This is a genomic window from Bradyrhizobium acaciae (assembly GCF_020889785.1).
GTDB classification, from domain to species: domain Bacteria; phylum Pseudomonadota; class Alphaproteobacteria; order Rhizobiales; family Xanthobacteraceae; genus Bradyrhizobium; species Bradyrhizobium acaciae.
Window position 1 is genome coordinate 24,113 of sequence record NZ_JACMYK010000034.1, and the last position, 23,505, is coordinate 47,617.

The window sequence follows — 23,505 nt, forward strand, 5'->3', positions numbered from 1 at the left end:
ACCAGAGCGGCGGGAGGCCACTTGCTCCCGCCGCTTGGCTCCCCTACCATTCCCAGGTCGATGGGGATGGAGTCCCCCGATAACCGCCGCAAGGCTGATGACTCCTACCGGGCGCGACAGCGTCGGTAGGAGCATGCGCCACTGCCGATCCGCCGCCGCGCCCCGCGAACGAGAAGGGGCAGAGCATGACGGGTCTTCCTGGTTCACTCTCAATCGCATTGTCGCTGGTCGGGTCGATCTGGCTCGTCGGTGTCGTCGCCCTGCTGGTCGGCGCGCCCGGCGAGCTCGTGGCCGCGACTTTCGTTGTTGGGATGCTGGTCGGCATCGCCGAGTGGCGTGCAGGAAGGGTGAGACTTTGAACGTACAATTGTTGGCGGCGGTCGCGATCGGCGGTTCGCTGGGATCGGTCGCGCGCTATCTGGTGGCGATCGGCGCGGGGCGTCTGGTCGGCACGGAGTTTCCCTGGGGCACGCTGGTGATCAATATCGTGGGCTCGTTCCTGATCGGCGTCTTCGCGGAGTCGTTCGCGCTGAGCTGGAATGTCAGCCAGACGGTGAGGGTGTTTCTCACGGTCGGCATCTGCGGCGGCTTCACCACCTTCTCGACCTTCTCGCTCGATGCGATCGTGCTGATGCAGCGGGGCGAGCTGTGGTCGGCCGGTGCCTATATGGCGGCCTCCGTTGCGCTCTCGATCCTGGCGCTGTTCGGCGGCCTGCTGATGGTGCAGGCGCTCGCGGCTTGATGGTCCCTGCACAATTTCGGAATATTAGAAGAATGCCTCTGAGTTGCCCGACGTGTCAAGTTGCTTGGTTCGAACGCCGGCCGCCGCCGGCTCCTTTGCATGGGGTTGTTTTCGATATTTTGGCAACGCCCCATGCGACGGTCCCAAACTGGATAATGCTCTAGCTAGTCGGTGGGGCGGCGGCCGGTGCGCGGATTGAGTGGCGCGGTCGGCTGCCGCCGCAGTGCCTCGGGAAGGAACGCCTCGCCATGCTTGGGCGAGGCGTCGGCGCGCACATCGGCGGCCCATTGCGCGCGTTCGTGCGGCGTCTGGTTGTCGTCGAAGGTCCGCTTCACATCGACCCCGTCGATGGGGTCGTTGACGCCGTTCCGGCTCGCGGGATGGTCGACGCCGTTGTGGATGTCACTCGAGTTCCCCATCGTAGCCTCCGCGTCTGGTTGCTGCGGACCAACGTGGGCTGCGCGAGCGCCGTTCCAAAAAGTGAAGGGCCACAGGTATCGTTTGCCGCCGGAATCCTTGGCGCGTGCGGGGCCAGCCGGTAGGATGGAACCCGGATGGTGGTCAGGGACCAAGGAAAGAGCGGGGAATGAAGCATGTCGACGTCGCGGTGATCGCTGCCACGCTGTGGCTGCTGGCGTCGATGGTGCTGGACATCCTGACGCCGAAGTCGATCACCGTGTTCATGATCGCTGCCGCGCTTGCCCCGCCGTTCCTGATCGGGATCGGCATCCATTTCGCGCGCGAATATTTCAAGGCGAAGCGGCGCAGCTACCGGCCGCCGCAACTCGACGAACACTTCGAGAACTAGAGCGTTTTCAAGCGAAGTGGGCACCGGTTCGCGTCAAGACGACGCGTCAAAACCCAGACATGGGGGCAGGGCTGCAGCAAGCGCTGGACGAGCTGCATTGATCTGATCCCGTTGCTTGCTAAGCTCGCGCCATGACCGAGCAACTCACTGACACGATCAGCCGCCTCTACACCGACCCCGGCGACTATGTCGACAGCGACCATCCCGCCGTCGAGGCGTTCGCCCGCGCCGCCGTCCTACCCGGCACCGGCGCGCGCGAGATAGCGAGCCGGCTCTACACCGCGGTGCGCGACGGCATCCGCTACAACCCCTATGTCAGCATGCGCTCGCCCGAGACCTACCGGGCCTCCAGCGTGCTCGCCGCCGGCAACGGCTATTGCGTCGGCAAGGCGGCGCTCTACGCGGCGGCCTGCCGGGTGCACGGCATTCCGGCGCGCGTCGGCTTCGCCGACGTGCGCAACCACCTCACCACCGAGAAGCTGCGCCAGAGCATGGGTTCGGACCTGTTCACCTGGCACGGCTTCACCGAAGTGTTCGTCGACGGCGCCTGGCGCAAGGCGACGCCAACCTTCAACGACACGCTGTGCGCCAAGCTCGGTGTTGCGCCGCTCGATTTCGACGGTCATTCGGATGCGCTGCTGCATCCCTTCGACGGCGATGGGCGTGCCTACATGCAGTATGTCAACGACCACGGCACCTATCACGACGTGCCCGCCAAATTCCTGATGCGCGAGATGGCGCGCGAATACGCCAACATGCAGGGCGACGACATGTCCGGCCGCGACATGGAGCGGGAGGCGGCGGAGCAGTAGCGCGCGCCGCGGCGCACCGGCTGAGGGGGCGGTGTCATGGATGCGGAGCAGCCGAAGGCGCCGTTCGGCCGTCCGGCCACGGGCTGGGAGGACGCGGTCGCGCTGACCGGCTTCATCCTGGTCGCGGTCGGGCAGGCCTCCAACCAAGTGCTGGCGCGCGGCCTTGCCGGCTCGGTGCCGCCGTTCTCGCTGGCCTTCTTCCGCTGGAGCATCATCGCCATCGGCCTGGCACCGTTTGCGATCGCGGCGATCCGCGACGGCAAAATTCCGCTGGCGCAGAATTTCTGGCCGATCCTCGCCGCGGGCTTCCTCGGCATGTTCCTGTGCGGCGGCCCGGTCTACATCGCCGGTATCACCACCACCGCGATCCATATCGCGCTGATCTTCGCGCTGTCGCCGATCATGGTGCTGCTGATCTCGGCGGCGCTCGGCATCGAGCATATCGGTCCGCTGCAATGGCTCGGGACGGCGCTGGCGCTCGCCGGTGCGCTGCTGATCGTCTCCGGCGGCCACCTGGAAACGCTGACGCAGTCGAGCGGGGCCTGGGGCGATCTATTGGTGGTGGGCGCGATGCTCGGCTGGTCCGGCTACACGCTGGTGCAATCGCGGGTCGCGCCGCGCGCCTCGCTGCTGGCCCGCGTCAGCCTGTTCTCGGCGGCCGGCGCGCTGTGCTCGCTGCCGCCTGCGCTCCAGGAGATGTGGGCGACGCCGGCCGCGGTCTTCAATGCCAGGGCGTTCGAGGCCTATGTCTTCGCCGGCCTCGTGCCCGGCCTGATGGCCTATGCCGGCTTCGCCTGGCTCGGCGCACGGTTCGGCTCGGTGCGGACGTCGCTGGTGCTCTATGTCGCGCCGATCGCGAGCGCGCTGCTGTCCTGGATCATCCTCGGCGAGCCGCCGAAGCTGATCCATCTGATCGGAGGCCTGCTGATCCTCGGCGGCGTCTGGGCCAGCCTGCGCAAATAGGCCGGGCAAGCTTTCCCGCCGCCGGAAACCCCGATGCAACTTTTTGCCCGGATGCGCGTTGAATCCATCGTCGATTCAATAGTTTATCGGAGCGCCGAATGAATTTGACTCCCCAGCAGCGCAAGGATCGTGATGCGCAGCGTCAGCAAGAGGCGTCGCAGGCGATGAAAGAGCATCGCGCCAACGAGAAGGCCTTCTACGACAATTTCCAGCGCCTCAAGGCCGAACGGCATGCGCGCGAAGCCGCCGAGCATCGGCCGCAGGCACAGTCCGTTTCAAAATAGCAGCCGGCAACGCAACTCCCACCATCCGGATCTGACAGGGCGAGAAGGAGCAGAAACCCAAGGGGCGAGCGCGGCGCATGCGAGCCCGCCCCAATGACGCGATGAATCTCCGGGCTTATGGAGGACGTCAGATGTATTTTGCCGATAGGAAAACCGTCACCTGCAAATGCGGTGAGCCCCTGAGCGAATTGATGCTCGTCGACGACCAGACGACGGGAATCAAGTTTCATGTCGGTCGTTGCCCGTCATGCCGTGAAGTGACGGTTGTTCGATCTCAGGACATGCAATCGAGCGACGATGCCTGAAACAAGAGGTCCTCCCGCTTGGCGAGGGGACCGCTTCCCCCGATGCCTGACGTCCAATGTGACGGGTGCGTGCGCATCGTCTGCAGGGCAGCCGAAAAAGAGCAGGGCGCGACCGGCATCACCACGGTCGCGCCCTACGTCGCCGGTCAATGGGGCAGGGGGAATAACCGGCTCTTCCAATGACTCGCAGACCCCCGGACTCGTTCCGCGCGATTCGAAATTTTTTCGTACACGGTTAAGTGATGGTCGGACGCGAGAACCCCACAGGTTTCGTTCGCGTTGTGTCCGTGATCGCCAAGGGATTGTTAAGCGAATTTCCATGGGGCGCACCATGTCAAAGATTCAAAAGGGAATTTTCGCTGCGTTGGCGGTCGGACTGACGCTTGGCGCCGTCCAGCTGGCATCCGGTCACGATCTGATTGGCGGCCAGCAGGTTACCATCGCATTGGCGCCCGAGAGCGCCGTCAATCGCGCCGCCAAGACCGATCGTGCGGCGGTTCCATCAAGCGGCCTGCCGAGCCGGACGGTGGCGCTGAAACTCGATCGGCTTCCCGAGACGTCGGTTCTGGTCCGCGTCCCCGTGGCGCGGGAAGAGGCGCGCAATCACCCCGCCGCGCCGGCGCGGGTCCGGCCCGGTGAGACCCGCAAGGTGGCCTGCGAGCCCGTGGTCAGCGTCCTGACCGAAGTGGCCAAGCTGCTGCAGCCCGGCCGCTGCGTGACTTGAGAACGTCAGTTATCTCACCGTCATTCCCGGCTCGCTTTGCGAGCTCCGGAATGACGGTGGAGGACGTTACTCTTCTTCCGCCTCGCCGCTGCTGGCTGCACCGCGGCTTGCCATCAGGCCTAATGCGAGGCCGCCGACCACGAGGATCGGGATCAGCCGCTTCACGCCGACGGCGCGAACGATCTGCAGGCCGGTGGCGATCAAGGCGGGGTCGGCGAGCATCGATGCCGCGGCAGACTTCGCGGCCTTGGCCGCCCTCTCGGCGCGGCGGCGCATCTCGCGCTTGCGCGCGGTGTAAACGCCGATCGCGATCAGTGTGACGACGAGGAAAACGCCGGCGCCGGACAGGCACGCTTCTACCGGTCCGTAGTGCTGCAGCACATAGACGAAGGCGGCCGCACACAGGAAGGCGATGGTGATGAACAGCGCGATCGCGGCAGCGGCCGCGAGCGATGTCAGCCGCAGCGCGCTGCCGGTGGACTCCTTGAGGTCATCGATCAGCCGCTGAAGCATTGACCAGCCTTGCTTTGAATCTTGTCTTGATTCTTGCCTTGAACAGCGCATCGACAAACGAGGCGGCGGCGCGCCAGCGCTGCCATCTGGCCCAGAACGGTGGTTTGCGCATGATCGCCACCATGATCTCAGGGATGGATTGGTTGCCTAGCGGCGCCAGGTGAGGCCGATCAGGAAGCCGAGACCGAGCGCAAGGCCGACGGTCGCCAGCGGCCGCTGTGTGATCACCTCTTCCAGCGATTCCTCGATCGAGGATGCCGCCTCCTGCGCCGCGCCCATCATCGCGCTGCCACGCTCCGACACGTCGTCGAAGGTCGATTCCGCGTTGGCACGCGCATCCTTGTAGTGGCGGCGCGCCTGCTTGCCTGCGTTGCTCGCAAACGAGTTGAGCGCGTCGGTGATTTGTTCGGTCAGAGCTGCGATATCGTTCTTCACGGCGATGACATCCTTTTCGAGGCGTTCGTAGGTCGCTTTGTCCGTCATGTTCTTGATCCCAAATGCGCTGTCCGTGCTCGACATCGAAGGCTCCCGGAGGACGTGTGTGTTCGGAGAAAAACGCTTCGCACCAAGCAAAGGTTCCAGGTACGAAACCGAGGTTAGCACTAGGGCAGCTGCGGCGAATTGTCCGGCATCAAATGCTCCTTCACGATCAGGCCGACGATCAACAGCGGTGACGACAGGAAGGCGCCCATCGGGCCCCACAGCCAGGTCCAGAATGCGAGCGCGAGAAAGACTGCGAGCGCGTTCAGCGACAGCCGCCGGCCGACGATCGTCGGCGTCACGAAATGTCCTTCCATGAAGGTCACGACCGCAAAGCAGGCCGGCGCGATCAGCCCTGCGCCGATGGTCGGCGAAGAGATGATGCCGACCGCGACCAGCACTACGAACATCGCGACCGGGCCGATGATCGGAATGAAATTAAGCGTCGCCGCGAGCGCGCCGAGCCCCGCCGGATTGGGCATGCCCGTCGCCGCGCAGATCGCGCCGGTGACGATGCCGACGCCGACATTGATCATCGTCACCGTCAGGAGATAATTGCCGAGATGGGTTTCGATCTCGTTGAGAATGCGCAGCGTGCGTAGCCGCGCCTCGCGCTCGCTGAAGGTCATCACCAGCGCGCGGCGCAGATCCTTCCAGCTCGCGATGAACAGGATCAGGGTCGCGATGAACAGCAGGAATTCCGCGAACGTCGGTGACAGGAATTCCAGCGTCGGCTGCACCCATTCGAATTTCGGCAGCTGGAAACTGGCCAGCGTGCCGGAGCCGCCGACCATGCTCTGCAGCTCCTGCCACAGGGCGAGCGGCCGGTCGAACACGTGCAGCTTATCCCTCAGGATCGCGCCGAGCTCTGGCAGCCGCGAACTCCATTCCATGGCCGGCGAAGCGATCAGCCCGACCATGAAGGTCACGGCAGCGCCGACCGCGATCACGATCAGCACGGCGCCGAGCGCGCGCGGAATCCGGTAGCGCTCGAGCAGGTTCGCCGCCGGCGACAGCATGGTGCCGACAATGAAAGCCATGGTGATCGGGAGAAAGAAGGCGCGGGCCAGATAGAGCACGGCGACGATGACAATGACCAGCAGCGCGACCAGCGCAGAGGCGACGACCTCGGCACGGCCGACGACCGGTGGCGTTTCGGCCTTGCTGTCGGGGACGGGCGTGCCTTCGAGCGCATTGCCAAGCAGAATTTCACTCGGAAAAGCGCGCACCAGACTCCTCCCGCACGAGGACAACAAATGAATTTCGCGCAGCAAAACCGTCCCGCGCCTCAATAGCGCCTGACAACGGACCGCCCGGGCAAAGGTTCCATCGCGGGTTCGTGAGATGGGGCGGGTTGACAATCGCGGCTTCGGGACGATTCGCACCGGAACTCTCCGGCGGTCACGCGCGTTGGTCTGGCATCGCATCACCACGATGCGCATCCCGTCCAGGGGCAGCACATGACAAATCAGTCTCTCTCCAGCCGCCGGCTTGCGTCGCGCGCCGCGCGTACCCATGCCCGGACTCTTGCCCGTAGCCTTGCCTTCGCCGGCGTCCTGTTGGTGACGCCATTCATCGTCACCAATTCGGCTCACGCCCAAGCCAGATCTTCTGTGCTCGGCTATGCGTCGACCCAGCCGGGCGCTTTCCCGTCCGACGAGGCGATGATCGATCCCTCGACCGGGGCCGCCGAGGACGGCGCACTGCCGGAGCGACTGCGCCGGACGACCGTCGCGCTCAACACGTCAGAGGCGCCCGGCACCATCATCATCGATACCGGCAACACTGCGCTGTATTACGTGCTCGGCGGCGGCCGCGCGATCCGCTACGGCGTCGGCGTCGGCCGCGAGGGCTTCACCTGGGCCGGTACCCAGACCATCAGCCGCAAGGCCGAGTGGCCGGATTGGCATCCGCCGGCCGAGATGATCAAGCGCCAGCCCTATCTGCCGCGCTTCATGGCCGGCGGTCCGGGCAACCCGCTCGGCGCCCGCGCGATGTATCTCGGCTCGAGCGAATACCGCATCCACGGCACCAACGATCCCACAACGATCGGCAAGTTCGTGTCGTCGGGCTGCATCCGCCTGACCAATGAAGACGTCTCCGACCTGTTCAGCCGGGTCGATGTCGGCACCAAGGTCGTGGTGCTGCCGAAGAACGCGCCGCATCTCGCCGCGCGTGAGCTCGGCCCGGCGACGACGCAGATCTCGGTCCGGCCGGCGCCGGTGCAGCCGCGTCCCGCGGTCATGACGCTGCCTTCCGGCCGTCAGGCGATGAACATCCCTGCGACTTCCACGTTGTACTGAGGAATGCGTCGTACTGAGGGTCGGTAATGGCAAAGCTGCACGTGAGGCGGTGGGCGTTCGGGACGGCGGCATTGCTCGGCCTGTCCCTGGCGCCCGCGGCGCAAGCCCAGGATTTCTTCCAGCAACTGTTCGGCGGCTTCATGCAGGGCCGCGCACCGGTGATCCGCATGCCGTTCGACGACGGCCCGGCACAGGTCATGCCGCGGGCCGAGCGTCGCGCGCGCTATGACGGCGGCCAGGCCTATTGCGTGCGCACCTGCGACGGCCGCTATTTCCCGCTGGCTGCGACCGGCAATCAGAGCAAGGCGGAGAGCTGCAACAGCTTCTGCCCGGCGAGTGCGACCGAAGTGGTCTATGGCGGGAATATCGACAATGCCGCGACGGATGACGGCAGGCCGTATTCCGAGCTGCCGAACGCGTTCCGCTATCGCGACGAACTCGTCTCAGGCTGCACCTGCAACGGCAGGGATCCCGTCGGGCTCGCCGCGGTGAAGATCGAGGACGACCCGACCTTGCGCAAGGGCGACATTGTCGCCGGCAAGGATGGGCTGATGTCGGTCAGCCGTCCGGACCGGCGTGGTGCATCTCTCAATTTCACACCGGCGCCGGATCGCATCCGCGCGAAGTACCAGCGCGCGCCGGTGCTGGCGCGCGAATAGCGTCGCTCACGCAAGGCAGGCCATTTCGGTTCCGAATTCTGGAACCGGCCTCCCGCTCGCACGTTAGCAACATGCGAACAGCACATTCACCGATGCCATCAGGGGGCCCCGCATGCTCGTCGGCGTACTCGTCACTTTCCTTGTCATTATTCTCGTTCTTTATCTCATCAACATGCTGCCGCTCGACGGCCGCGCCAAGCAGATCGCGCGCGTCGTCGTCATCATCATCGGCATCGTCTCGCTGCTGAAATATCTGGCGGTGTTTTAGCTTCGTCATTGCGAGCGAAGCGAAGCAATCCATCTCACCGCGCGAGGCGAGCAATGGATTGCTTCGTCGCTTCGCTCCTCGCAATGACGTGGATGCAGCAGTGCATCTCCAATAAAAAAAGCCCCGGCTCGTCGCCGGGGCTTTTGCTTGTCGTTGGGACATCGTGGATCAGCCCGCGGCCTTGGCCTCGCGGCGGCGCGCGGTGAGGATGTATTCGGTGTAGCCGTTCGGCTGCGTACGGCCCTCGAACACGAGGTCGCAGGCCGCCTTGAAGGCGACGCCGTCGAACGACGGCGCCATCGGCTTGTAGAGGCTGTCGCCGGCGTTCTGCTTGTCGACGACGACGGCCATGCGCTTCAGCGATTCCATCACCTGATCCCTGGTGATGACGCCCTGATGCAGCCAGTTCGCCAGATGCTGGCTCGAGATGCGCAAGGTGGCGCGATCTTCCATCAGGCCGACATCGTGGATGTCGGGCACCTTGGAGCAGCCGACGCCCTGGTCGATCCAGCGCACGACGTAGCCCAAAATGCCCTGGCAGTTGTTGTCGATCTCCTGCTTGACGTCGTCGGGCGCCCAGTTCGACTGCGACACCGGAATGGTGAGGATGTCGGAGAGTTTTGCGCGCGGGCCGCCCTTGGTGAGCTCCTGCTGGCGGGCTGTTACGTTGACCTGGTGATAGTGCAGCGCGTGCAGCGTGGCCGCGGTCGGCGACGGCACCCACGCGGTGGTGGCGCCGGCCTGCGGATGGCCGATCTTCTGCGCCAGCATGTCGGCCATCTTGTCGGGCGCGGCCCACATGCCCTTGCCGATCTGGGCATGGCCGGGAAGGCCGTCGATCAGGCCGTTGTCGACGTTCCAGTCCTCATAGGCCTTGATCCACGGCTGCGCCTTCATGTCGTTCTTGCGGATCATCGGACCCGCTTCCATCGAGGTGTGGATCTCGTCGCCGGTGCGGTCAAGGAAGCCGGTGTTGATGAACATGATGCGCTTGGAGGCGCGCTGGATGCAGGCCTTGAGGTTGACCGTGGTGCGGCGCTCCTCGTCCATGATGCCGACCTTCAGCGTGTTCTCCGGCAGCGAGAGCATCTTCTCGACCTCGGCGAACAGGTCGCAGGTCAGCGTCACCTCGTCGGGACCATGCATCTTCGGCTTGACGATGTAGGCCGAGCCGGTGCGGCTGTTCTTGACCTTGGAATTGCCCTTGAGGTCGTGGATCGCGAGCAGGCCGGCGACCGCAGCGTCGAGAAGACCTTCGGGGATTTCCTCGCCCTTGGCGTCGAGCACGGCGTCGGTGAACATGTGGTGGCCGACATTGCGCATCAGGAGCAGGCTGCGGCCGTGCAGCTTCAGCTCGCTGCCGTCGGGCTTCTTGTAGACGCGGTCGGCATTGAGCGAGCGCGTCAGCGTCTTGCCGCCCTTCTCGAAATCGGCCGACAGCGTGCCGTTCATCAGGCCGAGCGTGTTGCGATAGACCAGCACCTTGTCCTCGGCGTCGACCGCGGCAACCGAGTCTTCCATGTCGAGAATGGTGGAGACCGCCGATTCCAGGATCATGTCGGCGACGCCGGCCGGATCATCCTTGCCGATGACGTTGCTGCGGTCGATCTTGACCTCGACATGCATGCCGTTGTTGACGAGCAGGATCGCGGTGGGCTGGGCGGCATCGCCCAGATAGCCGGCGAACTGGGCGCCGTTCTTCAGCGCGGTCGAATTGCCGCTCTTCAGCTTGACCGAGAGCTGGCCCGCGATCACGGCGTAGGACGTCACGTCGGTGTGGCTTCCGGTCGCGAGCGGCACGGCGGCGTCGAGGAACGCCTTCGCCTTCGCGATCACCTTGTCACCGCGGGCCTTGTTGTAGCCCTTTCCGCTCTCGCTCGGATCATGCGGGATCGCGTCGGTGCCGTAGAAGGCGTCGTACAGCGAACCCCAGCGCGCGTTGGCGGCGTTCAAGGCGTAGCGGGCGTTGGTCAGCGGCACCACGAGTTGCGGGCCGCAGATCTTGCCGATCTCCTCGTCGACATTTGCGGTCTCGACCTTGTGGGTCGCGGGCTCCGGCAGCAGATAGCCGATGTCCTTGAGGAACGCGGTGTAGGCGTTGATGTCGAACGCCTTGCCCTTGTTGGCGCGATGCCAGTCGTCGATCTTGGCCTGCAGCGCGTCGCGGACCGCGAGCAGCTCACGGTTTCTCGGGCCGAGCTTCTGGATGATGGCGGCAAGTCCTGCCCAGAACGCGTCGGGCGCGATCCCGGTTTTCGGCGTCGCCTCCTTGGCGATGAAATCGAACAGGACAGGGGCGATCTTCAATCCATGGGCATCGACACGAGTCATGATGGGCTTTCTCAAAAAATGGGGCGTTTAGGCGCTGTTTTCGAAAGAAATCAGCAAAAAACGCGCCAAAGGGCCGCGTTCACGGCCCTTTTAGCCCTAAAGCCACGGCTCTGAGAAGGCCCCTGCTGGCACCCTCACGCCAAGTGGTCACGGCACCCTGGTCCGCACCTTGGCGGCGATCAGCAGGGCGGCGAGCACCAGGGGGACGGCGCCTGCCACAAACACCGCCGCAGCGCCCATCAAATCGAGCACAAGTCCGCCGCCGGCCGCGCCCATGGTGATGCCGAGGAAGATCGAGGCCACGGTCAATCCGGTCCCGCTTTCGGTTTCATCGGGCACCATGCGGGTGATCCAGGTCGTCGTCGCAACCGGCACACCGCTGAAGGCGAATCCCCACAGCGCGACCAGAACCAGGGCGGGGATGACGTCTTGTCCAAGGAGCGAGAGCAACAGACCGATCACGCTGATCGCCAAGGGCATCGCGATCAGCGTGAGCTTGAGTCTGCGCTCAGCCATCACTCCGCTCGCGAAGGAGCCGATGTAGTTGGCAACACCGAAAGCAAGCAACGTCGCCGCCACGCCGGCGGCGCCAAGCCCGGTCACGCTTTCAAGGAATGGACGGATGTAGCCGAAATAGCCGAAGTGTCCGGTGAAGACCAACGTCGCCGCCAGGATGCCGGCGCCGATACCCGGCCGCGTCAGGATGTCGATCAGGGTGCCGAGCCCGGCTTCGCCCTTTGGGGCCAGACGCGGCAAAGCCAGTGCCTGGATCACGAACACCGCTGCGCCCAGCGCCGTCGCCAGCAGGAACACGGACTGCCAGCTCGCCACTTCGCTCAGATAGCTGCCGAGCGGAACGGCAATGATCATCGCGGCGGGAATGCCGCTCATCACGATCGATAGGGCTCGCGGCACGAGGGCCGGCGGCACCAGCCTGATCGTCGTCGCTGCCGCCATCGCCCAGAAGCCGCCGATGGCGAGGCCAAGCACGATGCGCGCTGCCAGCAGGAACGTGATGTTCGGCGCCAGCGCCACCAGCAGATTGGAGATCACCAGCAGGATTGAAAAGCTCAGCAGCACCGGCTTTCGGTTGAAGCTGCGTGTCAGCCTCGGTGTGAACAATGCGCCGATCAGTCCGGCCAGCGAGGTCGCCGTCACCGCCTGGCCGGCCAGGCCCGGACTCACACCGAGGTCCCTCGCCATCGGCGTCAGCAAACCGGACGGCAGGAACTCCGCCGTCAGAAGCGCGGTGACGCCCAGCATCATTGCGACGACCGCGCCCCAGGCAGGCTCTTCCGAGGGGAGCGACTTTAGCGCGACGTCGCGCGGTACCAGCGCGACCACATCGGTGTGCGCCAGAGCCGGGTCCATTTCTTGATCCATCGACCAAAACTTCCATTTCTATGCTGCGTTGCCGCAGACATAGGCTGGAGGTTTTGGACAATCTATGCCATAGACGCTCGAATGTTTGATCGATCGTCCAAATCGCCTGCCGCTGGTCCGACGGACACCGCCGTCGATCTGGTGAGCGAATTGTTGCTCGGCATGAGGCTTGAGGGCGTTCACTACCGTCGGCTCCAGACTAGGGCGCCGTTCGGCTTGCGCTTTGAAACGCCATACGGACGCGCGCAATTCCACTTCGTCGCCCATGGCACGGCGCTGCTGCGCTACGCCGATGCGACGCTGCTTCCGCTTGGATGCGGTGACGCGATTTTCCTGCCGCGCGGCGGTGCGCATGATCTCGTCTCGGCCGCGGACGAGCCGAGTTGCGACGTCGAGCGTTTCGAGACCGAGACGCTCTGCGGCAATGTCGATGTGACGTCGGCCTGTCCTGCGGGATGCCCGCAGGACGAGTCGGTCCTGGTCTTCAGCGCCTGCATGAATTTCGATCTTGGCGGCATGCGTCCGCTCATTGCCCTGATGCCGGAGGTGATGCGGGCCGACACGTTGCTTGTGCGCCAGCCGGAAATCGAACCGATGCTGAAGGCGATGGAGCGGGAGACCTGCACGCCGCGGGCCGGCTCCGTCGGTGTCACCGCGCGGCTCGCCGATGTGCTCGCCGCGTCGATCGTGCGAGGCTGGGTCGAATGCGGTAGCGACAACGCCGTCGGTTGGTTCGAAGCGCTGCGTGATCCGCGTCTCGGCCGCGCCATCGGCGCGCTGCACCGCGCGCCCGGCCGCAACTGGACGGTGGCCGAATTGGCCGCGGAGGCAGGTTGCTCGCGCTCGCTGTTCGCCGAGCGCTTCCAGTCGATGACCGGGCAATCGCCGCTGCGCTATCTTGCCGAACTCCGCATGCGCCTTGCGACACAGTGGATCGAGCATGAACGCCAGCCGATCGACATCATCGCTCAACGGCTGGGCTATGCGTCACAGGCGGCCTTCAGCCGCGCGTTCAAGCGTGTCACCGGGCGATCGCCGGGAATGGTGCGGCACGGGTCCGGAAGCCAACGCGCGGCGGAATAGGCGTCGACCGAAGCCCGCTTTTTGACACTGGTGTCATGCCCCGCTTCAAGCGGGGCATCCAGCACGCCGCGGCCCATCGCCTTGGTAACTGCTGTCTCTGGAATAATGGATCGCCCGGTCGCGCCGGGCGACGACAGGTGAGCAAGATCAGATATTCGCCGCGAGGTCGGTCAGCTCGTCGAACAGGATGCCGGTCGTGGCCAGCATCCGCTCGATCTCGTCGGTGGCTTCAGTGACCGAGCGGTTCGAGGTGTCGATAGTCAGCTCGTTGCCGGTCGGCGGCTGGTAGTCGTTGGTAATGCCGGTGAAGGACGGCAGTCCGCCGGAGCGCGCCTTGGCATAGTGGCCCTTGGGATCGCGGGTCTCGCAGACCTCGGCCGGGGTCGCGACATAGATTTCGCGGAACGCGCTGTCGGCGATGCGGCGTGCTGCCGCACGGTCGGTCGCCGACGGCGACACCGCGGCGACGATGGCGATATGGCCGTTGCGCGCCAGATGGGTCGCGACCTCGGCGAGGCGGCGGATGTTTTCAGCGCGATCCTGCGGCGAGAAGCCGAGATCGCTGTTCAGCCCGGCGCGGAAGGTGTCGCCGTCGAGCAGGATCGGCGAGCCGCCATTGCCGAACAGGCGCCGTTCCAGCGCCCGCGCCAAGGTCGACTTGCCCGAGCCGGGCAGCCCGGTCAGCCAGATCACCGCGCCATTATGGTGATAGCGCGCCGAACGCTCGTCCGGCCGCAGTGCTGATTCCACCGGCACGATATCGACCGGCACTGCAGGCCGGCCGGCGTCGACCGACAGCACGAGGCCGCCGCCGGCGATGCGGCCGTTGACCTCGATCACCAGGCGGCCGGTGCGCGGATTGTCGGTGTAGGGATCGGTCGCAACCGGCTGCGCCAGCGAGACGTCGATCTCACCGACGTGGTTGCGCGCGATCGCGGTGTTCTCTTCGTTGGACAGCGCGCCGGGATCGACCGCCTTTTCGATCGCCACCACGGTGGCGCGGCTTTCCTTGGTGCCGAGCCGGATCAGGATCTGCTCGCCCTTGGTCAGCGGCTTGTCGTGCAGCCAGAAGATCCGGGCCCGGATGCGGCGGGTGTCGCGCGGGCTCTGTCCGGCATGGCCGATGATGTCGCCGCGCTCGAGGAACAGTTCGCGGTCGAGCGTAATGCCGACCGAGCGCCCGGCGCCTTGCGGGCCGTTGACCGGCGTCACCGGCCAGCTCTCGACGGTCTTGATCTTCGCAATCTTGCCGGTCGGCATGATGACGATCTCGTCGCCGGCCTTCAGGCTGCCCGACTCGACGCGGCCCGCCACGATGCGGCGGTCGTCGAATTTGTAGATCGCCTGCACCGGCAGCCGCAGCGGCAATTCGGCGAGCGGCCGCGCCGGCTCGAGCGCATCGAGCGCCTCGACCACGGTCGGACCCTTGTACCATTCGATCCGCGGCGTGTGCTCGGCGACACCGTCGCCGTCGCGCGCCGAGATCGGGACCACCGCAGTCGGCGTCACGCCGAGGCCGATCAGATGCGCCGTAATCTCCTCGCTGATTTCCTTGAAACGGTCGGCACTGAAATCGACCCGGTCCATCTTGTTGACGACGACCGCGACCTGCTTCACGCCGAGCAGGTGCAGGAGATAGCCGTGCCGCCGCGTCTGCGAGCGGACGCCTTCGAGCGCGTCGATGATCAGGACCGCGCCGTCGGCCTGCGAGGCGCCGGTGATCATGTTGCGCAGGAACTCGGCGTGGCCGGGCGCATCGATCAGCACGACGTCGCGCGAGCGGGTGCGGAAGCGGATCTGGGTGGTATCGATGGTGATGCCCTGGTCGCGCTCGGTCTGCAACGCGTCGAGCAGGAACGACCATTCGAACGGCATGCCGCGCCGCGCGCTGACCGCCTTCAACATCTCCAGCTTGCCGTCCGGCAGGCTGCCGGTCTCATGCAGCAGGCGTCCGACCAGCGTCGACTTGCCGTGGTCGACATGGCCGACGATGACGATGCGCACCTGCGGACGGGTGGTGCCGTTGGGGGTCGCCGAGATCGAAGCGGTGGGGAGGATCATGTTCATCAAAGCACTCACGGCAAAACTTGGATCAGAGATAGCCGGCGACACGCAGCCGCTCGAACGCATCCTCGGTCTCGTGGTCGAGCGCGCGACCGGCGCGCTCCGGGATCTTGGTGGCGTCGAGTTCGGCGAGGATCTCGTCGATGTTGGAGGCGGTGGAGGCGACCGGGTTGGTGATGTCCTGATCCCCCAGCGAGCGATAACGCTTGCCGTCCTTGGCGAGATAGAGCGGGATGATCGGAATGCCTTCGCGCTTGGTATAGGCCCAGATGTCGGCCTCGGTCCAATGCAGGATCGGATGAATTCGCAGATGCGCGCCCTGCGGCGGCGAGGCATTGAAGTGGTCCCAGAATTCCGGCGGCTGGTCGCGCACGTCCCATTCGCCTTCGGTGCCGCGCGGCGAGAACACGCGCTCCTTGGCGCGGGTTGCCTCTTCGTCGCGGCGGATGCCGGCGATCAGTCCGTCGAAGCCATACTTGTTGAGTGCGAGCTTCAGGCCCTCGGTCTTGCGCGCGGCGGAACGCGCGGCCGGCGGCAGGGTGGGGTCGACGCTGTCGATCGGCGGGCAGGGCTCGACGCGTAGGTCGAGATCCCACTCCTTTCCGAAGCGATCGCGGAACGCATACATCTCCGGAAACTTCTTGCCCGTATCGACATGCAGCGCCGGGAACGGGACGCGGCCAAAGAACGCCTTGCGCGCCAGCCAGATCATCACGTTGGAATCCTTGCCGAGCGACCACAGCAGCGCGAGCTTCTTCAACCGGGCGAACGCCTCGCGCAGGATGTAGATGCTCTGCGCCTCGAGCTCGTCGAGATGGTCCATCGACGGCGGCTGAGCGGCCGAAATTCCCGGCACGGAAGACGCTTTACCAAGGGCTGCGGAACGCGTTCCGGCAGCGGCGGATTCATTGTCGAGAAGATGCATCTCTTGGCCTTGGCCTGTGGAGTTGAAAATTCTAAAGTTGCGCTGCAATAGAGAAGAAATAATTTTCTCTTTGCTGGGCTTGATCGAGAGATAAATAGAAAATAATTTCAGTCAACCCCCAAATTGGGGAAGCGAGTGTCTAATGCGATATCTGCCGGTGTTTCTGGATCTGCAAAGCGGCAAGGTGCTGCTCGTTGGAGCGGGCGAGCTCGTGCGCGCCAAGCTGCGGCTGCTCGCAGCCGCTGGCGCCGCAGTGCGCTGGTACGCGACCGACGGCGATCATGAGCTTGCCGGCATCGCAGCCGAGGACGCCGCGCGCATCGAGCGTGCCGACGGCGATCCGCTCGCAGCCGATCTCTCTGACGTCATCGCGGTGCTCTGTGCCGGCGCAGGCGACATTGGAGTAGCGATGTCGGTGCGCGCCAAGGCGATTGGCCTGCCGGTCAACGTGATGGACGACCTGGTGCATTCCACCTTCATCATGCCGGCGATCGTCGATCGCGGCGATGTCGTGGTCGCGGTCGGCACCGGCGGCACGTCGCCGGTGGTGGCGCGCCGCATCCGCGAGAAGATCGAGGCGGTGCTGCCGGCGCGGATCGGCGATCTCGCCGGCTTCATCGGCCGCTTCCGCAAATCGATGCATGCCCGCATCGACGAGTTTCCGCTGCGTCGCCGCTTCTGGGAGCGCATCGTCGACGGCCCGATCGGCGCGCAGGTGCTGGCCGGCCGCAACGACGAGGCGGAGCGGGCGTTGAAAGCGATCACCGATCCCGCCGCCTTCGCCGGCGCAAGCGCGGAAGGCAAGGCCGTCGGTCATGTGACGCTGGTCGGCGCCGGTCCCGGCGATCCTGATTTGCTCACGGTGAAGGCGCTGCGCGCGCTGCAGGACGCCGACGTCGTGTTCTATGACGAACTGGTCTCACCTGAAATTCTCGACCGCATCCGCCGCGATGCTGCGCGGATCCCGGTCGGCCGCCGTGTCGGCAAGCCCGGCATCGGCCAGGATGCCATCAACCGCCTGATGATCGAGGCCGGGCAGGCGGGCCAGCGCGCGGTGCGGCTCAAGGGCGGCGATCCCTTCATCTTCGGCCGCGGCGGCGAGGAAATCGAAGCGCTGCGCGACGCTGGCGTCGCGTACTCCATTATTCCCGGCGTCTCCGCCGGGCTTGGCGCGGCCGCGCAATTCGAAGTGCCGCTGACCTTCCGGCACGAGGCGCTGCGCATCACCTTCCTCACCGCGCACAAGGCGCGCGATGCCGAGGTCGTCGACTGGTCGGTGCTGACGGACAAGAAGATGACCGTCGTCGTCTACATGGGCATGACGGCGGCGCCCGCGATCCGCGAGGGCATGCTTGCGGCGGGCCGCTCGCCGGAGACGCCGGTCGGCGTGTTCGCGCGCGTCACGCGGCTGGATGCCAAGGCCGCGGTCGGTACGCTGTCGCGGCTGCCTGAGCTCGTCAAACAGGTCGATGGCGGTCCCGTCGTCCTCATCATTGGCGACGTCGTCGCGCATTCCGCGCCGTGGAGCCAATCCAACGTCACCCAACTTTTCTCCAACCAGATGTTCTCCGAACTGCTGAAAGCTGCCGAATGACCTCTCCGCTTGAACAGAAGAAAATCAGGATCACGGGCCCCTCGGTGGTGACCGCCAACCGCACCTGGGACGGCGCCGTCGTGTACCGAACCGCCAAGCAAGGCTGGTCCACCGAACTCGCCGATTCCGCCATCGTCAGCACCTCTGACGATGCCCGCGCGCTTTTGGCCGAAGCGACCGCCGACGATGTCGGCGCGGTCGGCCCCTATATCGCGCCGGTCGAGCTCAAGGACGGCGGCAAGGTCAAGCCCGGCAATCTCCGCGAACACATCCGCGCCAAGGGCGTCACCATCGATCTCCAGGTCCCCGCGTAAGGCGCGCCGGCGTAAGGCTCATCGAACATGTATGCTTATGACGAACTCGACCGCACGCTGATCAACGAGCGTGTTTCGGAATTCCGCGACCAGGTGAAGCGCCGCCTCTCCGGCGAGCTCACCGAGGACGAATTCAAGATCCTGCGCTTGCAGAACGGCGTGTATTTGCAGCTGCACGCCTACATGTTCCGCGTCGCGATCCCCTACGGCACGCTGTCGTCGAAGCAGCTGCGCCGGCTCGCCCATGTCGCGCGCCGCTACGATCGCGGCTACGGCCATTTCACCACGCGGCAGAACATCCAGTTCAACTGGATCAAGCTCGCCGAGCTGCCCGACGCGCTGGCCGATCTCGCCGAGGTCGGCATCCACGCGATGCAGACCTCCGGCAACAACATGCGCAACGTCACCTCGGACCAGTGGGCTGGCGTCGCGCCCGGCGAGATCGAGGATCCGCGGATCTGGTCGGAGATCATCCGCCAGCACACCACGCTGCATCCGGAATTCTCGTTCCTGCCGCGCAAGTTCAAGATCGCGATCACCGCCGCCGAGCACGACCGCGCCGCGATCAAGATCCACGACATCGGGCTGCGGCTGCACAAGAATGCCGACGGCGAGACCGGCTTCGAGGTGCTGGTCGGCGGCGGCCTCGGCCGCACGCCCTTCATCGCCAAGACCATCAAGCCGTTCGTCTCCGGCCGCGATATCCTGAGCTATATCGAGGCGATCCTGCGGGTCTACAATCAGTACGGCCGCCGCGACAACATCTACAAGGCGCGCATCAAGATCCTGGTGCACGAGCTCGGCATCGAGAAGTTCGCCAAGGAAGTCGACGAGGAGTGGAAGGCGATGGGCGATGTCGGGCTGACGCTCGATCACACCGCCATCGAGGAGGTCCGCTCGCGCTTCTCCTACCCGGCCTACGAAAAGCTGCCGCACATGCCGGACGAGCTGAAGCAGGCCGCGCATGACAAGCTGTTCGAGCGCTGGCGCAAGAACTCGGTGTCGGCGCACAAGGTGCAGGGCTATTCGATCGTGACGCTGTCGCTGAAGCCGGTCGGTGGTCCACCCGGCGACGCCAGCGCCGAGCAGATGGACGCGGTCGCCGACCTCGCCGACAAATATTCGTTCGGCGAGATCCGCGTCGGCCACGAGCAGAACCTGGCGCTGCCGCATGTCGCCAAGCGCGATCTGCCGGTCTTGTTCAAGGCGCTCGACCGCCTCGGCCTCGCGACGCCGAACGTCAATCTGGTGACCGACATCATCGCCTGCCCGGGGCTGGATTACTGCTCGCTGGCGAATGCGCGCTCGATCCCGATCGCGCAGGAGCTGACGCGCCGCTTCGCCAACCACGACACCGCCGATCTGATCGGCCGGCTGCACATCAACATCTCCGGCTGCATCAATGCCTGCGGCCATCACCATGTCGGCCACATCGGCATTCTCGGCGTCGAGAAGAACGGTGAGGAATTCTACCAGATCACGATCGGCGGCCGCGCCGACGAGAACGCGCAATTGGGCACCTTGATCGGCCCGGCCGTTCCCTATGCGGAAGTCGCCGACGTGATCGAAGACATTGTCGAAGCCTATCTCGCGCTGCGCGACCGTCCCGAGGAATTGTTCGTCGACACGGTGAAGCGTCTGGGCGTCGAGCCTATCAGGGAGCGGGTCTATGCCACTCGTTAAGCAGGGAAGACTGACCACCGATCTGTTCGTGCATGTCGCCGACGGCGCCGAGCTGCCCGGCGACGGTGCGGTGCTGGTCACGGCCGAGCGCTTTCTCACCGATCCGGAGGCGCTGCTGCGCCGCGCCGGCAAGGTGGGCGTGATCTGGCCGAACAACCGCAACCTCGACGATCTTGTGCCGCATCTCGGTCGGCTGGCCTCGGTCGCGCTGGTGTTTCCGACCTTCCGCGACGGCCGCGCCTACAGCCAGGCCCGCCTGCTGCGCGAACGCTACGGCTATGACGGCGAGCTGCGCGCCACCGGGCAGATCCTGCGCGACCAGTTCGTGTTCATGACCCGCGCCGGCTTCGACGCCTTCGAGGTCAAGAAGGATGCCGACGCCGACGCGTTCGCCCAGACCATGAAGCGCTATTCGGTGTTCTACCAGCCGACCGGCGACGGCCGCGTCACCGCCCTCAACCGCCGCATGCAGCTGCGTCACTCGGAGAGCGCGGGCCAGTGAGCATGCTTGCACCAGAGCTCGCGGCAGCATCGGCCGCATTGTCCGCGGCCGATGCGCTCGATCGCGCGTTGCGCACGGCATCGCCCGCCGAGGTGATCGCGGCCGCGCTGAAGACGGTCGGCCGCGACAGGCTGGCGCTGGTGTCGTCGTTCGGCACCGAGTCCGCCGCGCTGCTCAAGGTGATGGCGGATGTCGATCCGGCGATCCCGGTGGTCTTCCTCGACACCGGCTGGCTGTTCGAGGAGACGCTGGCCTATCGCGACACGCTGATCAAGACGCTCGGTCTCACTGATGTGCGCTCGATCAAGCCCGACGAGCAGGCGCTGTCGCGCCAGGATCCGGACCGCGAATTGTGGTTCACCGATCCCGATGCCTGCTGCCGCATCCGCAAGGTCGAGCCGCTGGCGCGCGCGCTGAAGCCGTTCGCCGGCTGGATCAACGGTCGCAAGCGTTTTCAGGGCAACGCCCGGGCCGACATCCCCGTCGTCGAGCACGATGGGATCAGGCTGAAATTCAATCCGTTCGCCCATGTCTCCCGCGAGGAGATCGAGGCGATCTACGCCCTCGGCAAACTGCCGCCGCATCCACTTGTCGCATCGGGATATCAGTCGGTCGGGTGTATGCCTTGCTCGAGCCGGGCTGCTTCCGGCGAGGACGCACGCGACGGCCGCTGGCGTGGCCGGGCCAAGACGGAATGCGGCATCCACACAACCAAGATGTCGTAGGGTACTGCGCTTGATCGCGATGATGCTTAATCGCGATTTGGTGACGTGACAAAGCCTTCGCAATGCGGCGCCTTCGTAGCACAGGCGCGCTGCACGGCCGCAAACAAAGAAAACCGGTTTCGTTGACTTAAAGCCGCTTCACCGTGAGTTATGTCTGAGGTGTTTCCTGGCATTCTCAGGTTGAATGGAGACTGAAATGATCCGTCGTTTGCTGCCGCTGGTCGCGGGGTTGTTGTGGGCGAGCTCGGCCTTTGCGGCCGACTATTCGCTGCTCAACGTATCCTACGATCCGACGCGCGAGCTCTATGTGGATTTCAACAAGGCGTTCGCCGCGGCCTATCAGAAGGAAACCGGCAAGAGCGTCGAGATCAAGCAGTCGCATAACGGATCCGGCGCTTCCTCGCGTAGCGTGATCGACGGTCTGCAGGCCGATGTCGTCACCCTGGCGCTGGCCTACGACATCGATGCGATCGCAGCCAAGGGCCTGATCGCGCCGGACTGGCAGAAGCGGTTGCCGCTGAACGCCTCGCCCTACACCTCGACAATCGTCTTCCTGGTCCGCAAGGGCAATCCCAAGGGCATCAAGGATTGGGACGATCTGATCAAGCCCGGAGTTGCCGTGATCACGCCGAACCCGAAGACCTCGGGCGGCGCGCGCTGGAACTATCTGGCCGCCTGGGGCTACGCGCAGAAGAAGTTCGGCTCTGCCGACAAGGCGAAGAAATTCGTCGCCGACCTCTACCAGAACGTGCCGGTGCTCGACACCGGCGCGCGCGGCTCGACCGTGACCTTCGTCGAGCGCGGCGTCGGCGACGTGCTGCTCGCCTGGGAGAACGAAGCCTTTCTGGCGCAGCGCGAATTCGGCGCGGACAAGTTCGAGATCGTGGCGCCGCCGCAGTCGATCCTCGCCGAGCCGCCGGTCGCGATCGTCGATACGGTCGCCGACAAGAAGGGCACCCGCGCGGTCGCCGAGGCCTATCTGAAGTACTGGTACACCAGGGAAGGCCAGGAGATCGCCGCGCGCAACTCCTACCGGCCGCGCGATCCCGAGATCGCCAAGGAGTACGAAAAATCCTTCGCCAAGGTCGAACTTTTCACCATCGACGACGTTTTTGGTGGTTGGACCAAGGCGCAGAAGGATCACTTCGCCGAGGGCGGCATCTTCGATCAGATCTACAAGAACTGATCAACAGGGGGACTGGTGAGCACAGCGGTCGCAAGGCGCAGTACCCTGCCGGGGTTCGGTCTCACCATGGGACTGACCCTGACATGGCTCTCCGTGATCATCCTGATCCCGCTGGCCGCGCTGTTCCTCAAGACGTTCGAGCTCAGCCTCGATCAGTTCTGGGGCATCGTCACCAGCCGCCGCACCCTGAATGCCCTGAAGATTTCGTTCGGGCTTTCGTTTGCGGCCGCCTGCGTCAATCTGGTGATGGGCACCATCATCGTCTGGGCGCTGGTGCGCTATCGGTTTCCGGGCCGGCGGCTGTTCGATGCCATCGTCGATATTCCCTTCGCCTTGCCGACGGCGGTCGCCGGCGTCGCGCTGACGCAGCTGTTTGCGCAAAAGGGCTGGCTCGGCGCGCCGCTGGCCGAACTCGGCATCAAGGTCGCATTCACGCCGATCGGCATCTTCATCGCGATGATCTTCATCGGCATTCCCTTCGTGGTGCGCACGGTGCAGCCGGTGCTGATCGATCTCGATCCCGAGATCGAGGAGGCGGCCGCGAGCCTGGGGGCCAATCGCTGGCACACCGTGTTTCGCGTCATCTTGCCGAGCCTGATCCCGGCGCTGCTCACCGGCTTCGCGCTGGCCTTTGCCCGCGCCATCGGTGAGTACGGTTCTGTGATCTTCATCGCCGGCAATTTGCCCAACGTCTCCGAAATTGCGCCGCTGTTGATCGTGATCCGGCTGTCCGAGTTCCGCTATGCCGACGCCACCGCGATCGCGGTGGTGATGCTGGTGGCCTCGTTCCTGATCATCTTCCTGATCAACCGGCTGCAGCGCTGGGCGCAAGCCCGCATTCCCGTGCATTGAGG

General features: G+C 65.1%; 28 protein-coding genes and 1 riboswitch. Of the genes, 19 read left to right on the forward strand and 9 right to left on the reverse strand.

Annotated features, from left to right (window positions below):
- Positions 1-53: 53 nt before the first annotated feature.
- A riboswitch (Fluoride riboswitch) is annotated at positions 54-114 on the forward strand.
- A gap of 71 nt (positions 115-185) precedes the next feature.
- Positions 186-359, forward strand: a complete 174-nt coding sequence (locus tag H8A92_RS16115) for a hypothetical protein (RefSeq protein ID WP_229196696.1) — start codon at positions 186-188, stop codon at positions 357-359.
- Positions 356-742: a fluoride efflux transporter CrcB gene (gene crcB / locus H8A92_RS16120; RefSeq protein ID WP_229196697.1), complete on the forward strand. Its 387-nt coding sequence runs from the start codon at positions 356-358 to the stop codon at positions 740-742. Before H8A92_RS16115 ends, crcB begins: the two co-directional genes overlap by 4 nt.
- 164 nt (positions 743-906) lie before the next feature.
- Here crcB and H8A92_RS16125 read toward each other — a convergent pair whose 3' ends face one another.
- Positions 907-1,161 (reverse strand): hypothetical protein, encoded by a 255-nt coding sequence (locus H8A92_RS16125; protein WP_229196699.1) that lies wholly within the window; start codon positions 1,159-1,161, stop codon positions 907-909.
- 167 nt (positions 1,162-1,328) lie between these two features.
- Here H8A92_RS16125 and H8A92_RS16130 point away from each other — a divergent pair, with 167 nt between their 5' ends.
- From H8A92_RS16130 to H8A92_RS16155, 6 genes are all read left to right on the forward strand, one after another.
- Entirely contained in the window at positions 1,329-1,550 is a 222-nt protein-coding gene (locus H8A92_RS16130; protein ID WP_163158569.1) for a hypothetical protein, read from the forward strand.
- 131 nt (positions 1,551-1,681) lie between these two features.
- Positions 1,682-2,362 (forward strand): transglutaminase-like domain-containing protein, encoded by a 681-nt coding sequence (locus H8A92_RS16135; protein WP_229196700.1) that lies wholly within the window; start codon positions 1,682-1,684, stop codon positions 2,360-2,362.
- A 36-nt stretch (positions 2,363-2,398) separates the two neighbouring features.
- Positions 2,399-3,325 carry a DMT family transporter gene (locus H8A92_RS16140; protein ID WP_229196701.1) on the forward strand — a complete coding sequence of 309 codons (927 nt, stop codon included), beginning with the start codon at positions 2,399-2,401 and terminating at the stop codon, positions 3,323-3,325.
- Positions 3,326-3,423: 98 nt separating this feature from the next.
- On the forward strand, positions 3,424-3,609 hold the full coding sequence (locus H8A92_RS16145; protein ID WP_229196702.1) for a hypothetical protein: 186 nt from the start codon (positions 3,424-3,426) through the stop codon (positions 3,607-3,609).
- A 131-nt stretch (positions 3,610-3,740) separates the two neighbouring features.
- On the forward strand, positions 3,741-3,914 hold the full coding sequence (locus H8A92_RS16150) for a hypothetical protein (protein WP_229196703.1): 174 nt from the start codon (positions 3,741-3,743) through the stop codon (positions 3,912-3,914).
- A 331-nt stretch (positions 3,915-4,245) separates the two neighbouring features.
- Positions 4,246-4,638 carry a hypothetical protein gene (locus H8A92_RS16155; RefSeq protein WP_229196704.1) on the forward strand — a complete coding sequence of 131 codons (393 nt, stop codon included), beginning with the start codon at positions 4,246-4,248 and terminating at the stop codon, positions 4,636-4,638.
- A gap of 66 nt (positions 4,639-4,704) precedes the next feature.
- Here the strand turns inward: H8A92_RS16155 and H8A92_RS16160 are convergent, their stop codons facing one another.
- The 4 genes from H8A92_RS16160 to H8A92_RS16175 form a co-directional block, all read right to left on the reverse strand.
- Positions 4,705-5,151 (reverse strand): hypothetical protein, encoded by a 447-nt coding sequence (locus H8A92_RS16160; protein WP_229196705.1) that lies wholly within the window; start codon positions 5,149-5,151, stop codon positions 4,705-4,707.
- A complete protein-coding gene (locus H8A92_RS16165; RefSeq protein WP_229196706.1) occupies positions 5,129-5,275 on the reverse strand; it encodes a hypothetical protein in 147 nt (48 codons plus the stop codon). The genes H8A92_RS16160 and H8A92_RS16165 overlap by 23 nt, the downstream gene beginning before the upstream one ends.
- Positions 5,276-5,298: 23 nt before the next feature.
- Positions 5,299-5,670 (reverse strand): ElaB/YgaM/YqjD family protein, encoded by a 372-nt coding sequence (locus H8A92_RS16170; protein WP_229185093.1) that lies wholly within the window; start codon positions 5,668-5,670, stop codon positions 5,299-5,301.
- An 83-nt stretch (positions 5,671-5,753) separates the two neighbouring features.
- Positions 5,754-6,860 (reverse strand): AI-2E family transporter, encoded by a 1,107-nt coding sequence (locus H8A92_RS16175; protein WP_229196707.1) that lies wholly within the window; start codon positions 6,858-6,860, stop codon positions 5,754-5,756.
- Between the two features lie 231 nt (positions 6,861-7,091).
- On the opposite strand from H8A92_RS16175, the gene H8A92_RS16180 reads away from it, so the two are divergent.
- The 3 genes from H8A92_RS16180 to H8A92_RS16190 all read left to right on the forward strand — a co-directional run bounded on the left by H8A92_RS16180 (position 7,092) and on the right by H8A92_RS16190 (position 8,861).
- Positions 7,092-7,934, forward strand: coding sequence for a L,D-transpeptidase (locus tag H8A92_RS16180; protein WP_229196708.1), 843 nt, complete (start codon positions 7,092-7,094; stop codon positions 7,932-7,934).
- Between the two features lie 26 nt (positions 7,935-7,960).
- On the forward strand, positions 7,961-8,593 hold the full coding sequence (locus H8A92_RS16185; protein WP_229196709.1) for a DUF2865 domain-containing protein: 633 nt from the start codon (positions 7,961-7,963) through the stop codon (positions 8,591-8,593).
- 112 nt (positions 8,594-8,705) lie between these two features.
- On the forward strand, positions 8,706-8,861 hold the full coding sequence (locus H8A92_RS16190) for a Thivi_2564 family membrane protein (protein WP_021076357.1): 156 nt from the start codon (positions 8,706-8,708) through the stop codon (positions 8,859-8,861).
- Between the two features lie 168 nt (positions 8,862-9,029).
- Here the strand turns inward: H8A92_RS16190 and H8A92_RS16195 are convergent, their stop codons facing one another.
- Complete coding sequence (locus tag H8A92_RS16195) at positions 9,030-11,192, reverse strand: malate synthase G (protein WP_229196710.1); 2,163 nt, start codon at positions 11,190-11,192, stop codon at positions 9,030-9,032.
- 147 nt (positions 11,193-11,339) lie between these two features.
- Positions 11,340-12,563, reverse strand: a complete 1,224-nt coding sequence (locus tag H8A92_RS16200) for an MFS transporter (RefSeq protein WP_229196711.1) — start codon at positions 12,561-12,563, stop codon at positions 11,340-11,342.
- A gap of 174 nt (positions 12,564-12,737) precedes the next feature.
- Here H8A92_RS16200 and H8A92_RS16205 point away from each other — a divergent pair, with 174 nt between their 5' ends.
- Positions 12,738-13,658: an AraC family transcriptional regulator gene (locus tag H8A92_RS16205; RefSeq protein WP_229196727.1), complete on the forward strand. Its 921-nt coding sequence runs from the start codon at positions 12,738-12,740 to the stop codon at positions 13,656-13,658.
- 147 nt (positions 13,659-13,805) lie between these two features.
- Here H8A92_RS16205 and cysC read toward each other — a convergent pair whose 3' ends face one another.
- Both cysC and cysD read right to left on the reverse strand, forming a co-directional pair.
- Positions 13,806-15,725: an adenylyl-sulfate kinase gene (gene cysC / locus H8A92_RS16210; RefSeq protein ID WP_229196712.1), complete on the reverse strand. Its 1,920-nt coding sequence runs from the start codon at positions 15,723-15,725 to the stop codon at positions 13,806-13,808.
- Positions 15,726-15,750: 25 nt separating this feature from the next.
- Entirely contained in the window at positions 15,751-16,545 is a 795-nt protein-coding gene (gene cysD / locus H8A92_RS16215) for a sulfate adenylyltransferase subunit CysD (protein WP_229196728.1), read from the reverse strand.
- A 244-nt stretch (positions 16,546-16,789) separates the two neighbouring features.
- Here cysD and cysG point away from each other — a divergent pair, with 244 nt between their 5' ends.
- From cysG to cysT, 7 genes are all read left to right on the forward strand, one after another.
- Positions 16,790-18,241, forward strand: a complete 1,452-nt coding sequence (gene cysG / locus H8A92_RS16220) for a siroheme synthase CysG (RefSeq protein WP_229196713.1) — start codon at positions 16,790-16,792, stop codon at positions 18,239-18,241.
- Positions 18,238-18,555 carry a DUF2849 domain-containing protein gene (locus H8A92_RS16225; protein WP_229196714.1) on the forward strand — a complete coding sequence of 106 codons (318 nt, stop codon included), beginning with the start codon at positions 18,238-18,240 and terminating at the stop codon, positions 18,553-18,555. The genes cysG and H8A92_RS16225 overlap by 4 nt, the downstream gene beginning before the upstream one ends.
- Before the next feature lie 27 nt (positions 18,556-18,582).
- Complete coding sequence (locus H8A92_RS16230) at positions 18,583-20,238, forward strand: nitrite/sulfite reductase (RefSeq protein WP_229196715.1); 1,656 nt, start codon at positions 18,583-18,585, stop codon at positions 20,236-20,238.
- A complete protein-coding gene (locus H8A92_RS16235; protein WP_229196716.1) occupies positions 20,225-20,740 on the forward strand; it encodes a DUF934 domain-containing protein in 516 nt (171 codons plus the stop codon). The genes H8A92_RS16230 and H8A92_RS16235 overlap by 14 nt, the downstream gene beginning before the upstream one ends.
- Before the next feature lie 2 nt (positions 20,741-20,742).
- A complete protein-coding gene (locus tag H8A92_RS16240) occupies positions 20,743-21,465 on the forward strand; it encodes a phosphoadenylyl-sulfate reductase (RefSeq protein ID WP_233285477.1) in 723 nt (240 codons plus the stop codon).
- A 196-nt stretch (positions 21,466-21,661) separates the two neighbouring features.
- Positions 21,662-22,651, forward strand: a complete 990-nt coding sequence (locus tag H8A92_RS16245) for a sulfate ABC transporter substrate-binding protein (RefSeq protein WP_229196718.1) — start codon at positions 21,662-21,664, stop codon at positions 22,649-22,651.
- Between the two features lie 45 nt (positions 22,652-22,696).
- Positions 22,697-23,503 carry a sulfate ABC transporter permease subunit CysT gene (cysT, locus tag H8A92_RS16250; protein ID WP_092126216.1) on the forward strand — a complete coding sequence of 269 codons (807 nt, stop codon included), beginning with the start codon at positions 22,697-22,699 and terminating at the stop codon, positions 23,501-23,503.
- Positions 23,504-23,505 lie beyond the last annotated feature (2 nt).